Raw genomic sequence first — 14,125 nt, 5'->3', positions numbered from 1 at the left:
GACACGTCCTAGATCGCCTTCGGCTTCTCGCGGAGGCCGAGGAGGAAGCCGAGGCCCCAGGAGACGTGCATGGTCGCGCAGACCAGCGGCATCCAGAGCAGGGCCTTCCAGGGCAGGTAGCGGCCCTCGACGGCCGAGCCGGCCAGCAGCAGGATCGCGTAGCCGAGCGGGGCCAGGAAGCCCAGGTCGAGCCAGCTGCTGCCGGTGGCGAGGCCGATGATGCCGAGGATCGTGCCGAGCACCAGCAGGATCACTGCCATCGGGGGAGCCAGGTACCGCTTGTTCGCGGTCTCGGGGTGCCGGCGGATCACCTCACGCCGCCACTGGCCGGTGTGGAAGAACTGCTTGGCCACCGCCGAGAGCGACGAGCGCGGCCGGTAGGTGACGGACAGGTCCGGGGTGAACCAGATCAGGCCACCGGTCTTGCGGATCCGGTAGTTCAGCTCCCAGTCCTGGGCCCGGTGCATGGTCTCGTCGAACCCGCCGACCCGCTCCAGCGCGGCCCGCCGGAACACGCCCAGGTAGACGGTGTCGGCCGGCCCGGCCTTGCCGCCCTGGTGGAACGTCGACGCACCCAGCCCCAGCCGGGACCGGTACGCACAGGCGACCGCCATCTCGGTCGGCGTCCGGCCCTCGGCGGCCATCACACCGCCGACGTTGTCCGCGCCGCTCTCGTCCAGTACCTCGACCGCGCGGGTGATGTAGCCGTCGGTGAGGGCGCCGTGGCCGTCGACCCGGACCAGGATGTCGTGCCGGGCGTTCGCGATGCCGACGTTCAGCCCGGCCGGCGTCTTGCCGGTCGGGTTCGGCACGATGCTGATCCGCGGGTCGCGGTCGGCCAGCTTGTCCGCGATCTCCTGGGTCCGGTCCTTGCTCGGACCGATGGCGAGCACGACTTCCAGCTCGCCGGGGTAATCCTGCTCGAGGACGCGGCCGACCGCCTCTTCGAGGTGACGTTCCTCGTTCAGTACGGGCATCACGACGGACACGGGCGGCCAGTGGGACAGCGGCATATCAGGTCAGGCCTTACAGATCGAAGCGACGTCGTCGACGCCGGTGGCGGGTTTGGTCGGTGAGTTCGACGGACTGCTCGTCTTGCTCGGTTTCTTGGTCGTGCCGGTGGAACTACTCGGAGTGCTCGGCTTCTTACCGTCTCCTCCCGAGCCCGCCTTGTCCAGCGCTTCCGACTTCCCGATGGCTTCGGCGACCTTGGTCCGGATCAGCTCGAAGTCCGGGTCACCGGTGTGGATCAGCGGCGGGACCGCGGAGAAGCTTGACACCGGGAGCTTCTTCGCGTCCAGCGCGAGGTCGGTGAAAGTGCCCAGTTCGCCGGCCGGGATATCGGTCTGGACCACTTGCTTGCTGGCCTTGGCGATGCCCTGGAACTTGGTCAGAACCGTCTGCGGCGACAGCTGGTTCAGCATCGCCGACATCACGCACTTCTGCCGGGCCATCCGCTCGTAGTCCGACGACTCGGCCCGCGACCGGGCGAACCAGAGCGCGTGGTAGCCGTCCAGATGCCGGTCCTTGCCCGCCTCGATGTAGCCCTTGATGGGCGAGCTGCCGCCGCCGATCGGGACCCGCTTGCCGATGTCGAGGGTGATGCCGCCGACCGCGTCGAGCAGGTTGCGGAACCCGGCCAGGTCGATCAGCACGAAGTAGTTCACCTTCAGTCCGGTGACCGCCTGGACCGCCTGCCGGGTCGCGGTCACGCCGGGATTCGGGTCGCCGGGGAACAGGTCCTTGTGGTTGGAGGCGTAGGTGTAGACCGCGTTGATCAGGCACTCGGCGCCGCAGTTCTTCCACTGGAAGCCGTCCGGGAACTGCTTGGCCATCGCCGTACCGGCCGGGAACGGGACCTTCGCCAGGTTCCGCGGCAGGCCGATCAGGACGGTCCGGCCGGTGTCGGCGTCGATGCTGGCCAGCGTGATGCTGTCCGGCCGGGTGCCGATCCGGTCCGCGCCGGAGTCGCCACCGAGCAGCAGCACGTTGTAGCGGCCGTGCTCGGCCTTCGACTTCTGGCCGTTGCCGAAGATGCTGGCGACGAGGTCACGCTGGGTGTTGACGATCGTGCTCGCGTAGACCAGCGCGCCGGCCACCACGAGGACCATCACCCCGTCCAGGATGCTGGTCGCGAGCCGGTGGTTGCGTTCGAGGGTGAGCGGCTGGCCGAGCCGGTAGGCGTCGACGAACAGTGCGGCCCAGCCGATCGCGAGCACGATCAGCAGGACCTGGACGGTCCGCAGGGTGCCCGGACGGGCCAGCAGGTTGATCGTGCCGGAACGCCAGATCAGGCCGAGCAGGATCAGGAAGACGACGATCGCGACCAGCCCGGCGACGATCCGCCAGGCGTACCGCCCGGCCCGCTTGCTGCCTGCCACGATCTGCGCCGACCCCGGCAGCACCAGGGTCATCAAGACCAGCGTCAGCGCCCGCTTGAACCGCACCGGCTCGCTGAGACTGCGCAGGTCAGGTTTCTCCTGCGGCATGACGTCCTTCCGTTCTCTGAGCTCACGCGGCACGGCGGACCAATAATCCAGTCGACCGTACCTTGTCGTCCCCACCACCACTGGGTACGACGTGCCGGACGCGATGATGGTTCGAGCCGAGGCGGATTCGGAGACGAAGAGTAGCAGTCCCTTCACACAGCGCAGGAAAACCCGTGCAGACACCCTGTGGTCGACTGGTTTCACACGGTTGTGATGGTTGTCGGTGGGCGGATCGGTTACGAAAGCTCCAGACCCATCCAGTGAGGACAGGAAACCGCCCCCATGAAACTGTTCCGTACGTTCCTGGCCGCCGCCGCGGCCGGCACGATCGCACTGCTCGGCACCAGTTCGGCCCAAGCCTTCGAGGCCGCTCCCCAGCAGACCACTGTCCAGGCCCCTGGCGCCGACTTCACCGGGATCGCCGCGCTCAGCAACTGTTCCGCATCCCTCGTCCGGTACGCCGAATCGGTAGGCACCGACAGGGCGCTCGTCCTGACCAACGGCCACTGTTACGAAGGCGGGTTCCTGAACCCGGGCCAGGTGCTGGTGAACCGCGCGTCGACCCGCTCGATCACGCTGCTGCGGCCGGACTCCAGCCGGGCCGGCACGGTCCGGGCCAGCCGGATCCTGTTCGGCACGATGACCAAGACCGACATGATCGTGTACGAGGTGAACGAGACCTACGCGTCGATCCAGAGCCGGCTCAACGTCACGCCGCTCACGCTGGCCAAGCAGGGCCCGGCCAACGGCGCGGGGATGGCGGTCGTCTCCGGTTACTGGAAGCGCATCTACACCTGCTCGGTGCAGGCCACCATCCCCCAGTTGCGCGAAGGCGACTGGTCCTGGCAGAACTCGATCAAGTACCAGCAACCGGGCTGCGAGACGATCGGCGGTACGTCGGGATCGCCGGTGGTGAGCACATCGACCGGTGAGGTGATCGGGGTCAACAACACCGGCAACGAGGACGGCGAGCAGTGCACGGTGAACAACCCGTGCGAGGTCGACGCCGACGGCAACGTCACCGTCGACCAGGGCGCGGCGTACGGCCAGCAGACCTGGTGGCTCTACACCTGTCTGACCGCGAGCCGCGCCATCGACCTGAACAAGGCCGGCTGCGAGCTCCCGAAGCCGTCCCGCCGGCACTGACAGAGGCAGGCTGAGCATGCGGGGTGACGTAGACCACTTGTGATCAGGTAACGTCGCCCCGCATGGCAGTCGACTCCTCCACCGAGCACGTCAGTACGACGAAATGGCCGAGCCCGTTCGGGGTCCGGACCCGGTTGGTCGCGTCCAGCGCGCTGATGCTCTTCACCGAGCTCGCGCTGATCCGCTGGACCGGCTCGAACGTGGTGCATCTGAGCTACTTCTCGAACTTCGTGCTGCTCGGCTCGTTCCTCGGCATCGGGATCGGGATCCTCCGGTCCGGCCGGGCCAAGCGGCTGCCGTACTACTCGCCGGTGATGCTCGGCCTGCTGGTCCTGGTGATCGCCTGGAAGCCGGTCACGGTCGACCGTGGTACGTCGTCCAGCGTCATCTACTTCACCAGCCTGAACACCACCGGCCCGCCGGTGTGGGTGATCCTGCCGATCATCTTCGTCGCCGCCGCGGTCGTCCTCGCCGGTCCGGCCGAGCTCGTCGGCCGCTGCTTCGCCGAGTTGCCGCGACTGACGGCGTACCGGTACGACCTGATCGGAAGCCTGGTCGGGATCGCGGCCTTCACCGGGCTGTCGTTCCTCGGCGCACCGCCGATCTGGTGGGGCGCGATCGTCACGGTGATGTTCGCGGCGCTGATGATCCCGCGGCCGCGGTCCGCAGCTCCCACCGGCCGCAGCCTCGTCGCGGCCGGGCTGAGTGGGGCGCTGGTGCTGGCGCCGTTGCTGGTGATGGTCGGGGTCCTGTTCCACGAGTCCACGCGGCCGGAGAACAGCTGGTCGCCGTACTACAAGGTGCAGACGAAGGCGTCCACCTGGCAGAACGTGCCGCTGCTGACGATCACGGTGAACGGCGTGCCGCACCAGCAGGCGATCCCGGCCGACGCACGGTTGCAGTGGGAGCCGCAGTACGGGCTGCCGTATGAGCGGGCGAATGTCGGCAAGACGCCGAAGAACGTGCTGATCATCGGCGCCGGGTCCGGTTCGGATGTCGCGATCGCGCTGAAGAAGGGCGCGACGCACGTGGACGCGGTCGAGATCGACCCGCGGATCCGCGACCTCGGCAAGGCACTGCATCCGGACCGGCCGTACCAGGACCCGCGGGTGACGTCGCACATCGACGACGGGCGCGCATTCCTGTCCCGGACCGACAAGAAGTACGACCTGATCCTGCTGGCCCTGCCGGACTCACTGACGCTGGTGAACGGCGCGAGCTCGCTGCGGCTGGAGAGCTACCTGTTCACCCAGCAGGCGTTCGAGTCCGCGCGTGACCACCTGAATCCGGGTGGCGCGTTCGCCATGTACAACTACTACCGCGAGACCTGGCTGATCGACCGGCTCGCGTCGACCGCGCAGTCGGCGTTCGGGCACAAACCCTGCGTGGACAAGGTCGGCGACGACCTGCAGCAGGCGGTCGTGACGGTCGGGCTGACCGAGGCCGACCAGACCTGCAGCGCCGAGTGGGGCGGAGCGAGCGCGATCACGCCACCGCCCGCGACCGACAACCGGCCGTTCCTCTACCTGTTCACCGACCGCATCCCGTCGCTGTACCTGATCACGCTCGGGCTGGTCCTGGTCGCGGGCCTGATCGGAGTCGGGATCGCCGGCGGCGGATCGTCGTACCGGCGGATGCGTCCCTACACCGACCTGTTCCTGCTGGGCGCCGGGTTCATGTTGCTGGAGACGAAGAGCATCACGGGCTTCGCGTTGCTGTTCGGTACGACGTGGGTGGTCAACGCGATCGTGTTCGCCGGAGTACTGGTCGCCGTACTTGCTGCGGTCGAAGTCACCAGACGGTTCAAGACACCACCTCTGAAGGTGATGTACGTCGTCCTGTTCGGTGGGCTGGTGCTGGCGTGGTTGTTCCCGGACGAGTGGCTGCTGTCGATGCCGGTGGGCTTGCGCGCGCTGGTCGCCGTGGTGATCGCGTTCCTGCCGATCTTCGCCGCGAACGTGATCTTCGCCAAGCGCTTCACCGACACCGCGGACGCCACCGCGTCGTTCGGTGCCAACCTCCTCGGCGCCATGCTTGGCGGCTGTCTCGAGTACGCGGCGCTGATCATCGGCTTCGACGGCCTCCTGATCATCGCGGCCCTGCTCTACCTCGGTGCCTTCCTGCTCCGCCCCAAAGTCCCCGCGGTGGTGCGAAGTTGAGCGAACTCGCGGACTACTACCGGGACCGCGCGGCGGAGTACGACGCGGTCTACGACAAGCCCGAGCGGCAGCAGGACCTGGCAACCCTGAAGGAACTGCTGCCGCCGCTGGTCGCCGGGAAGCGAGTCCTGGAGATCGCCGCCGGCACCGGCTACTGGACCCAGGTGCTGGCCGGATCGGCGCAGTCCATCGTGGCGACGGACCTGAACGACGAGACGCTGGCGATCGCGCGATCCCGGTCGTACTCCTCCGAGGCTGTCAGCTTCCAGGCTGCCGATGCGTACCGGTTGGACGAGATCGCCGGCGAGTACGACGTGGTGTTCGCCGGGTTCTTCTGGTCGCACGTACTGCGCCAGGACGCGGCTCGGTTCGCGCAGTCGCTCGTGCGGCGCGCAGAGCGAGTGGTGCTGGTCGACAACAAGTATGTCGCCGGCAGCAACTACCCGATCAGCCGGACGACTGCCGACGGCGATACCTACCAGACTCGGCGGCTCGAGGACGGTCGTACGTACGACGTACTGAAGAACTTCCCGACCACGGAGCAGTTCACAGCCGACGTGGCACCGGCCGACGTCACGTGGACCGACCTGACCTACTTCTGGCTGGCCACCGTCACCGGGTAGTCGGCCTGCGCCGGACGATCTCGCGGGCTCGGGCGAGGTCGGCGTGGTTGTCGATCTCGACCCAGTCGGTGCGGCCGATGGAGACTGTGTCGATGTGGAACCCCTGATCGATCAGGAGTTGGTACGCGTCCTCGTAGTAGAGGTGGGGATCGCGGCGCCAGGTCTGCTCGAGGGCGGTGGTGAGGTCGGCGGCGGCCGTGGACTCGATCAGCGTCAGGCCGATGTATTCGCCGGTGGCGGCAGCCGGGTCCAGCTGCTTGGTGATGCGTTGGATGCCCGCGGCGTCCGAGCAGATGACCTTCATTTCCTCGTCGGCCAAGGGCTTCTCGGTGTCCAGCGCAAGGATGATCCGGCGGTCGTCTGCGCGGGCGTCGAGGAGGGCTTGCTGGACCGAGGCCGGGTGGACGGTGTCGCCGTTCGCCAGCAGGACGCCGTACTGCAGGTGATCGCGGGCGCACCACAGTGAGTACGCGTTGTTCCAGATCTCGCCCTTGTCGTTGTGGACGAGTTCGAGGCGGACGCCGTACCGCGTTTCGAAGTCCTTCACCCGCGCCTCGACGGTGCCGGCGGCGTACCCGACCACGATCGCGATCTCGGTGATGCCGACCGCCGCGTAGTTGGCCAGCGTCAGGTCAAGCACGGTGACGCCGGGCGCGATCGGGACGAGTGCCTTGGGCAACTTGTCTGTCAGCGGCAGGAGGCGGCGACCCGCACCGGCGGCGAGGATCAGTCCGATCATGGCTCATGGTACGGGTTCGGCCCGTGCGGTGGGGATCCGTTGCCGCGTGGTGGCAGGATCAGGGACATGACGTGGCTCGTGACTGGTGGTGCTGGGTACATCGGGGCGCATGTGGTGCGTGCGTTCCGCGCGGACGGGATCGACGTGGTGGTGATCGACGACCTGTCCAGTGGGCAGGCCGAGTTCGTCCCGGACGGCGTGCCGTTCGTGCACGCGAACCTGCTCGACGGTACGGCGGTCCGCCGGGCGCTGGAGGGGGTCAGCGGGGTCGTCCACCTGGCCGGGTTCAAGTACGCCGGGGTGTCGGTGGACCGGCCGCTGCACACCTACACGCAGAACGTGACCGGGATGGTGTCGCTGCTCGAAGCGATGGCCGACAAGGACATCCGCAACATCGTGTTCTCGTCCAGCGCCGGGGTCTACGGCACCCCGAAGGACGAGATGGTGACCGAGCAGACCCCGCCGGACCCGCAGAGTCCGTACGGCGAATCGAAGCTGGTCGGCGAGTGGTTGCTCCGGGACCAGGCGCGCGCGGTGGAGCTGCACCACACGTCGCTGCGCTACTTCAACGTGGTCGGATCCGGGGACCCGGCGGTGTACGACGCGAGTCCGTACAACCTGTTCCCGATCGTGTGTGACCTGCTGTCGCAGGGGAAGATCCCGCAGATCTATGGCACGGACCACCCGACGCCGGACGGTACGTCGGTCAAGGACTACGTGCATGTGGCCGATCTGGCCCGCGCGCACGTCGCCGCCGCCAGGGCGCTGGATGCGAGCAAGACTCTAGAGTCCGTCTACAACTTGGGCAGCGGCACCGGCACCTCGGTGCGCGAGATCATGGACGCCGCCCGCCGCGTCACCGGCATCGACTTCACCCCCGACGAAGGCCCGCGCCGCCCCGGCGACCCGTCTCGCGTGGTGGCCAACGGCGACCTGGCCGCCCGGGATCTCGGCTGGCAGAACACCCACACCGTCGACCAGATGTTCGCCACTGCCTGGGAGGCCTGGCCCAACAAGCGCTGACCCGCCGGGTCGGCACACTGCGCCCATGGCCCGAGACCCCGCCACCGATGCCGCCGAGGCGTGTTCGTGTGGGCGGAATGTCCGGCAGCCATGGCGGACCCGGGAGGCGTTGTGGAGTCCGGCGTCCTTCATCGGAGGACTGGTCTGGCCGGCGCTGGGCGTCGGGTCGGTCGTCGGTGGATGGACTGTGTTCGGGGCGAGCTTGCTCGGAGTGCTGGCCGGGTTCGTGGTCGGGGCGCTGGTGCTGCAGGCGACCCGCGGGCACCGCGGGACGTGTCTGCTGACGCGGGGATTGTGGTTCGGCCTGGCGGCGCCGGGACTTCCGCTGCGGGTGACGTTCTGGTTCTCGTTCTGAGCTGGACCCTGAGCTGGACCCTGGGCCGGACCGAAAAACATGGTCGGCGATCCTGTCCGGCGGTAGCCTGTGGCGCAGTTCACAGTGCCACCCGCCCCGCGGGTGCCGAGGGAGGGGCCCGAACCCATGAGTCACGAAAGCCTGCCGCAGTTCCTGGCGAAGATCGATCTCTTCCAAGGACTGTCCCAGGACACGCTGTCCGATCTGATGGCGCGCGGTACGACGCTGACGATCCCAGCCGGTCAGCACGCGGTCGAGCAGGGCGCGGACGACGCCGGCCTGCAGGTGGTGCTGGAGGGATCGGCCGAGGTCACGGTGCACGGGACCGACCGGGCGCCGCTCGGACCGGGCGACTACTTCGGCGAGATCTCCCTGGTCGACGGTCTGCCGCGATCCGCGACGGTGGTGGCCGGGCCGGACGGTCTGACCACGTTCGCACTGTCGTCGCTCGCCTTCGCCCCGGTGGTCAAGGAGAACTCCGACGTCGCGGAGGCCCTGCTCAAGGCGCTGACCGCCCGGATCCGTTCGCTCGAGGCCCAGAACTGAGCCGAGCGGCCCGCACGAACGGCGGGAGGGCGCGGAGGACGTGGACGTGATCGCACCGGTCGAGGAGCGCAAGGTCGTCACGGTGCTGTTCTGCGACCTGGTCGGCTTCACCACCGCGTCGGAATCCGCCGATCCGGAGGACGTTCGCCGCTGGCTGGCGCCGTACCACTCGACCTTGCGAGACACGGTCGAGCAGTACGGCGGAACGGTCGAGAAGTTCGCCGGCGACGCCATCCTGGCCGTTTTCGGGGCGCCGCGCTCGCGGGAGGACGACGCCGAGCGCGCGGTCCGGGCCGGGCTCGCGGTCCTCGACGCGGTCGCGGCGTTGCCGGCCGGGCCGCTGGAGGTCCGGATCGGTATCGAGACCGGCGAGGCGCTGGTCCAGTTGAGCGCGCGGCCGGAGCTCGGCGAGCCGTTCGTCACCGGCATGGTGGTCAACCTGGCGGCCCGGCTGCAGTCGTCGGCACCGATCGGCGCCGTCGTGGTCGGCCCCGGTACGCATGCAGCGACCGACCGGGTGTTCGGCTACGAACGGCTGGAACCCGTTGCGGCCAAGGGGATCAGCCGCGACGTCGACCGCTGGCGGGCCGGCCCGCCCCGAGCCCGCTTCGGCGCAGACGTCATCCGCGACCTCAGTACGCCGATGGTCGGCCGGGAACGGGATCTCACCTTGTTGCGGACCGCGTTCGACAAAGCGGTCGCCGAGCGGCTGCCGCAGTTCGTCACGCTGCTCGGCGAACCGGGCATCGGCAAGTCCCGCCTGGTCGCCGAACTCGGCGCCTGGCTGGACCGCCACGACGAGCTCGTCACCTGGCGCGAGGGCCGGTGCGTGCCGTACGGCGAGACGCCGTTCTGGCCGATCGCGCAGATCGTCAAGGTCCAGGCCGGCATCCTCGACACCGACGGTCCGGCCGAGGCCGTGGCCAAACTGGACGCGATCCTGCCCGACGACGGCGATCGCGCCTGGCTGCGGGCTCGCGTCGGCCCGCTGGTCGGTGCCGTGTCCGGCGTACCGGCGGGGGCCGGGACCCAGGAGGAATCGTTCGCGGCCTGGCGGCAACTGCTGGAGTCGTTCGCCGAGCAGTCGCCCGCGGTGCTCGTGTTCGAGGACCTGCACTGGGCTTCGGACGCACTGCTGGCCTTCGTCGACCACCTGGCCGAGTGGACGACCGACCTCCCGCTGCTGGTCGTCGTCACCGCCCGCCCCGAGTTGCTCGAGCGTGGCCCACGATGGACTCGCGCCGTGCAGAACTCGCTCACGATCGGACTGTCGCCGCTGAGCGAAGCCGAGACCGGGCAACTGATGGACCGGATGTTCGCCGGCCAGGACGTCCCGACCGAAACGCGCGGGCGGCTGGTACGACGGGCCGACGGCAACCCCTTGTACGCCGAGGAACTCGCGCGGATCGTGACCGAATGCGGCGTCGACCAGGCCACGTCCGGTGAGCTGCCCGCGGGGATCGCGGCCATCATCGCCGCGCGCCTGGACACGCTCGACCCCGAGCGCAAGGCCCTGCTCGCCGACGCCGCCGTGGTCGGCCGGGTCTTCTGGGCCGAGGCCGTCGCCGCACTGTCCGGCCGGGACCCGGCGTACGTCGTCCGGGCCTTGCAGGAGCTGGTCCGCAAGGAGCTTGTGCGCCCGGTCCGGCGGTCGTCGATGCTGGGTCAGCACGAGTACGTCTTCTGGCATGCTCTGACCCGGGATGTGGCCTACAGCCAGGTCCCCCGGGCGATCCGGGCCGACCGGCACCTGGCCGCCGCCGACTGGCTGGATCTGCGCTGTGCCGCGTGCCAGGCCGAGACTCCGAGCCTCATCGCCCACCACCTCACCACTGCCCTCGACCTGGTCGCCGCCGCCGGCGACACGGAAGCGGTCGCCGCGATCACCCCACGAGCCCGTCGCAACCAATGCAAGGCCGCCGAGCTCGCGATGAACCTCGATGCCGGCCAGGCGCTGACTCTGCTGGATCGTGCGTTGAGCCTGACGCCGCAGGACGATCCGGATCGGCCGGAGGTGCTGGCCCGGTGGGGCTGGGCGGCCTTCCTGACCGGGCGGCTCGACGATGCGCGGACCGCGTATCGCGAGGCGGTCGCCGGTTTCGAGGCCGCCGGCGACATCCCCGGGATGGCGAGAACGTTGCGCGCGTCGACGTACGCGATGAGCAACATGGCCGAGAGCCTGGCGACGATCGAGCGGGTGGTCGCGATGCTGACGGAGCTCGGTCCGAGCGAGGATCTGGCCGGGGCCCTGGCAGGCCAGGCGAGCATCCTGCTGGTGGCGGGCCGCCGGACCGAGGCGATCGCCTCCGCCGACCGCTCGCTGCGGATGGCCGCCGAGCAGGGGTACGCCGTACCGCACCGGGCGCTGGAATCCCGCGGACTGGCCAGGGTCGGCGAGGGAGACACCGGCGGACTGGTCGACATCAAGGACGCGCTGGCCGCGCTGCTCGAGCTCGGACAGGGCCGGGACGCGGCCGTGACCTGGTTGAACTACGGCTTCGTGGTCTGGCAGATCGAGGGGCCCGTGGTCGCGTTGGCGACCCTGGCCGAAGCGCGTGAGTTCTCGGCTCGTCACCGGCTGCTCGAGTTGGAGCAGCAGCTCAGTTGCACTGTTCTGCAGTTGATGATCGAGACCGGTCGCCCGGCGGAGGTCGCGACGTTGTGCCGGGCCCAGCTCGATGATCCGGGTCCGGCGTTCATCACGCTGCGGCGGATCGAGGTGCTGGCCGCGCTGGCGGGCGCGGAGCTCGGCATCGGCACAGCCCGGGAGCATGCCGAGGACGCGTACCGGCTGGCCGTCGAGGCAGGCTGGCCCGACTTCGTCGCGGTCGCCGCGGCGCCGACGGCGGCGGCCCGGGCCCGCGACGGCGACCGGGACGGCGTCCGCGAGATCCTTCAGCGGTTGCGCTCACTGTCGGATCTGCCGGGCAGCCATGAGTTCGCCGCGCGTGCTCCAGGTCTGGTTCGCTCAGCACTGGTCGTGGGGGAGGCCGAGGCTGGTGCCGCGCTGGCGGACCTGCTCGTGCCGCTGCTGCCGATGCGGGAGTACTCCGCGACCACAGCGCAGGCGCTGCTGGACGAACAGCGCGGCGATCAGGCGGCCGCGGCGAACGGATTCGCCCGCGCGGCCGCGGATTGGGGTGCCTTCGGCAACCAGCTCGAGCAGGCCCATGCGTTGCGCGGCGTGCACCGCACCACCGGCGATCCAGCTGCCCTGGCGCAGGCCGAGGCGCTGTTCACTGCGATGGGTACTCCTTCTTGAAGGGACCTGAAGGCGTGAGGTCGAAGGCGCCCGGGCCGGTGAGTACGCCGCCTTCCACCGGCAGCGTGTGCCCGGTGATCCAGGAGGCGTCGTCGGAGGCGAGGAACGCCACGGCGGCCGCGATGTCCTCGGGTTCGCCGACCCGGCCGAGCGGGTACATCTTGGCGAACTCTGTCAGCGTGTCCGGCTGCCTGTCCCAGTTCGGGGTCCGAACGGTGCCTGGGGCAACCACATTGAAGCGGACGCCCATCCGGCCGTACCGGGCCGCGTAGTTCACGGTCATCGCGATCTGACCCGCCTTGGCCGCGGCGTACTCGATGTTGCCGAACGCCGCCAGGCCGTTGACCGAGCTGATCGTCACGACGTTGCCGCGGGTCTTCACGAGGTGTGGCAATGCCGCCTGGATGCACCGGGACGCGCCGACCAGCGTGAGGTCGAGCTGCTGGTGGAACTCCTCCGCGGTCGCGTCCTCCGGGACCGAGGTCACGACGCAGCCGCCGGCGTTGTTCACGACGACGTCCAGCCGCCCGAACCGCTCGACCGTGGCGGCGACCGCCGCGTCCACGTCCTCGCGACTCGTCACGTCCGCCCGCAGCCCCAGCGCCCGCTCGCCGATCTCCGCCGCGACCTGGCCGACCTTCTCCTCCTGGAGATCGGTCACCACCACGGCCCCGCCCTCATCGGCGATCCGCCGGGCCACCGCGGCCCCGATCCCCTGCGCGCCCGCCGTGACCAGCGCAACCCGACCCTCGAACCGCTGCATCAGCCCTCCACTAGTAGATGTGCCTTCTCGTCCTGTACGCGGCGGTCCAGTTTCGCCGGGTCCAGGTTGCGACAGAGGACGATCGAACCACCTCCGGAGATCACTCCGACCAGTAGTCCTACTCCGTCCCGGGACGCCAGGTCCCGGGTGACCAGGATCCGGTCGGCGACGGGTTCCGCCGTACTGATCAGGTCATCGTGGGTGAGTTCGTCGTACGCCGGTGACGCGGGCGACGGCGGGTCGAACGGGACGAACATGTCCGGGTGGTTGTAGACCTCGGCGCCGTAGTCGTGGATCCCGTCAGGCAGCGGTTCGCGGAACCGGCCGCCCAGGGGCAGCAGTGCGGACGCGACAGTCTCCCGCTCGCCGCGGATCGCGACGTCCGGGCCGGTGATCGCGAGGGTGCCGGTGCCGGTGGTCAGCGAGGCGCCGACCGACCAGGTGGACAGGGCCCAGACGACGCCGAGCCAGTGCGGCGGCAGGCCGATCGCGACGGTCTCGCCGGACTCCAGGTCGTACTCGTCGACGAGCAGGTTGGCTGTCTTGGCCACCCAGTTCGCGGTGGTGACGGCGCTCAGCTCGATCCGCTCGCCGGTCGTGTCGTCGTAGTAGGTGAGGAACGGAGCGCCGCCGTCCCGGCGTACCGCGGCCGCGAACAGCTCGGGCAGAACTCGTGACATATGGCCCACCCTACGGTTCGCGCCGCGACGTAGCGTGGAGGGGGATTCCCGGAAAGAAGGCTTGTCATGGTGCCATACCTGGCGCTGCCGGAAGGCGGCGAGTGGATCGTCATCCTGGTCATCGTGGTCCTGCTGTTCGGCGCGAAGAAGCTGCCCGAGCTGACGAAGAACGCCGCCCGCGCGATGAACGAGTTCAAGAAGGTCCAGAACGGCGAGGACGACGATCCGCCGGCCGTCGAGCCGCCGCCGGCCGAGCCCGGCAAGACCGGCCCGGAGAGCGTCCGCGAGGAGCCCCGGTCCACTTCCTGATCACTGCCAGGCGGTCGGGTGTCACCTTAGG

The 14,125-nt window shown here is 69.3% G+C and carries 13 protein-coding genes; 8 read left to right on the top strand and 5 right to left on the bottom strand.

Annotated elements, in window-relative coordinates:
- Positions 1-8 precede the first annotated feature (8 nt).
- Both OG817_RS29630 and OG817_RS29625 read right to left on the bottom strand, forming a co-directional pair.
- Entirely contained in the window at positions 9-1,013 is a 1,005-nt protein-coding gene (locus OG817_RS29630; RefSeq protein ID WP_406047834.1) for a glycosyltransferase family 2 protein, read from the bottom strand.
- A 6-nt stretch (positions 1,014-1,019) separates the two neighbouring features.
- Positions 1,020-2,489, bottom strand: a complete 1,470-nt coding sequence (locus OG817_RS29625; RefSeq protein ID WP_406047833.1) for an LCP family protein — start codon at positions 2,487-2,489, stop codon at positions 1,020-1,022.
- A 282-nt stretch (positions 2,490-2,771) separates the two neighbouring features.
- Between OG817_RS29625 and OG817_RS29620 the strand changes: the two genes are divergently transcribed.
- The 3 genes from OG817_RS29620 to OG817_RS29610 all read left to right on the top strand — a co-directional run bounded on the left by OG817_RS29620 (position 2,772) and on the right by OG817_RS29610 (position 6,417).
- Positions 2,772-3,635: a serine protease gene (locus tag OG817_RS29620; protein WP_406047832.1), complete on the top strand. Its 864-nt coding sequence runs from the start codon at positions 2,772-2,774 to the stop codon at positions 3,633-3,635.
- 62 nt (positions 3,636-3,697) lie between these two features.
- Positions 3,698-5,794 carry a spermidine synthase gene (locus OG817_RS29615; protein ID WP_406047831.1) on the top strand — a complete coding sequence of 699 codons (2,097 nt, stop codon included), beginning with the start codon at positions 3,698-3,700 and terminating at the stop codon, positions 5,792-5,794.
- The gene (locus tag OG817_RS29610) at positions 5,791-6,417 is read left to right on the top strand and encodes a class I SAM-dependent methyltransferase (protein WP_406047830.1); all 627 of its coding nucleotides are present in this window, start codon (positions 5,791-5,793) and stop codon (positions 6,415-6,417) included. Before OG817_RS29615 ends, OG817_RS29610 begins: the two co-directional genes overlap by 4 nt.
- Here the strand turns inward: OG817_RS29610 and OG817_RS29605 are convergent.
- Positions 6,407-7,156, bottom strand: a complete 750-nt coding sequence (locus tag OG817_RS29605; protein ID WP_406047829.1) for a sugar phosphate nucleotidyltransferase — start codon at positions 7,154-7,156, stop codon at positions 6,407-6,409. The genes OG817_RS29610 and OG817_RS29605 overlap by 11 nt on opposite strands.
- A 66-nt stretch (positions 7,157-7,222) precedes the next feature.
- On the opposite strand from OG817_RS29605, the gene galE reads away from it, so the two are divergent.
- The 4 genes from galE (at position 7,223) to OG817_RS29585 (ending at position 12,342) form a co-directional block, all read left to right on the top strand.
- Positions 7,223-8,179 carry a UDP-glucose 4-epimerase GalE gene (galE, locus tag OG817_RS29600; protein WP_406047828.1) on the top strand — a complete coding sequence of 319 codons (957 nt, stop codon included), beginning with the start codon at positions 7,223-7,225 and terminating at the stop codon, positions 8,177-8,179.
- Positions 8,180-8,204: 25 nt separating this feature from the next.
- Positions 8,205-8,534, top strand: a complete 330-nt coding sequence (locus OG817_RS29595; protein ID WP_406047827.1) for a hypothetical protein — start codon at positions 8,205-8,207, stop codon at positions 8,532-8,534.
- Between the two features lie 126 nt (positions 8,535-8,660).
- Complete coding sequence (locus OG817_RS29590; RefSeq protein ID WP_406047826.1) at positions 8,661-9,080, top strand: cyclic nucleotide-binding domain-containing protein; 420 nt, start codon at positions 8,661-8,663, stop codon at positions 9,078-9,080.
- 46 nt (positions 9,081-9,126) lie between these two features.
- Positions 9,127-12,342 (top strand): AAA family ATPase, encoded by a 3,216-nt coding sequence (locus OG817_RS29585; RefSeq protein ID WP_406047825.1) that lies wholly within the window; start codon positions 9,127-9,129, stop codon positions 12,340-12,342.
- Here OG817_RS29585 and OG817_RS29580 read toward each other — a convergent pair.
- Positions 12,317-13,105: an SDR family NAD(P)-dependent oxidoreductase gene (locus tag OG817_RS29580; RefSeq protein WP_406047824.1), complete on the bottom strand. Its 789-nt coding sequence runs from the start codon at positions 13,103-13,105 to the stop codon at positions 12,317-12,319. The two genes, OG817_RS29585 and OG817_RS29580, sit on opposite strands and share 26 nt — an antisense overlap.
- Positions 13,105-13,785: a TIGR03089 family protein gene (locus OG817_RS29575; protein WP_406047823.1), complete on the bottom strand. Its 681-nt coding sequence runs from the start codon at positions 13,783-13,785 to the stop codon at positions 13,105-13,107. The genes OG817_RS29580 and OG817_RS29575 overlap by 1 nt, the downstream gene beginning before the upstream one ends.
- A 66-nt stretch (positions 13,786-13,851) precedes the next feature.
- Here OG817_RS29575 and tatA point away from each other — a divergent pair, with 66 nt between their 5' ends.
- Positions 13,852-14,094: a twin-arginine translocase TatA/TatE family subunit gene (gene tatA, locus OG817_RS29570; protein ID WP_406047822.1), complete on the top strand. Its 243-nt coding sequence runs from the start codon at positions 13,852-13,854 to the stop codon at positions 14,092-14,094.
- The last annotated feature ends 31 nt before the right edge of the window (positions 14,095-14,125 follow it).

Origin of the sequence: Kribbella sp. NBC_00889 (assembly GCF_045207705.1) — a bacterium.
GTDB lineage: Bacteria > Actinomycetota > Actinomycetes > Propionibacteriales > Kribbellaceae > Kribbella.
Note: the sequence above shows the minus strand (reverse complement) of the source record. Positions and strands in the feature narration are given on the sequence as shown.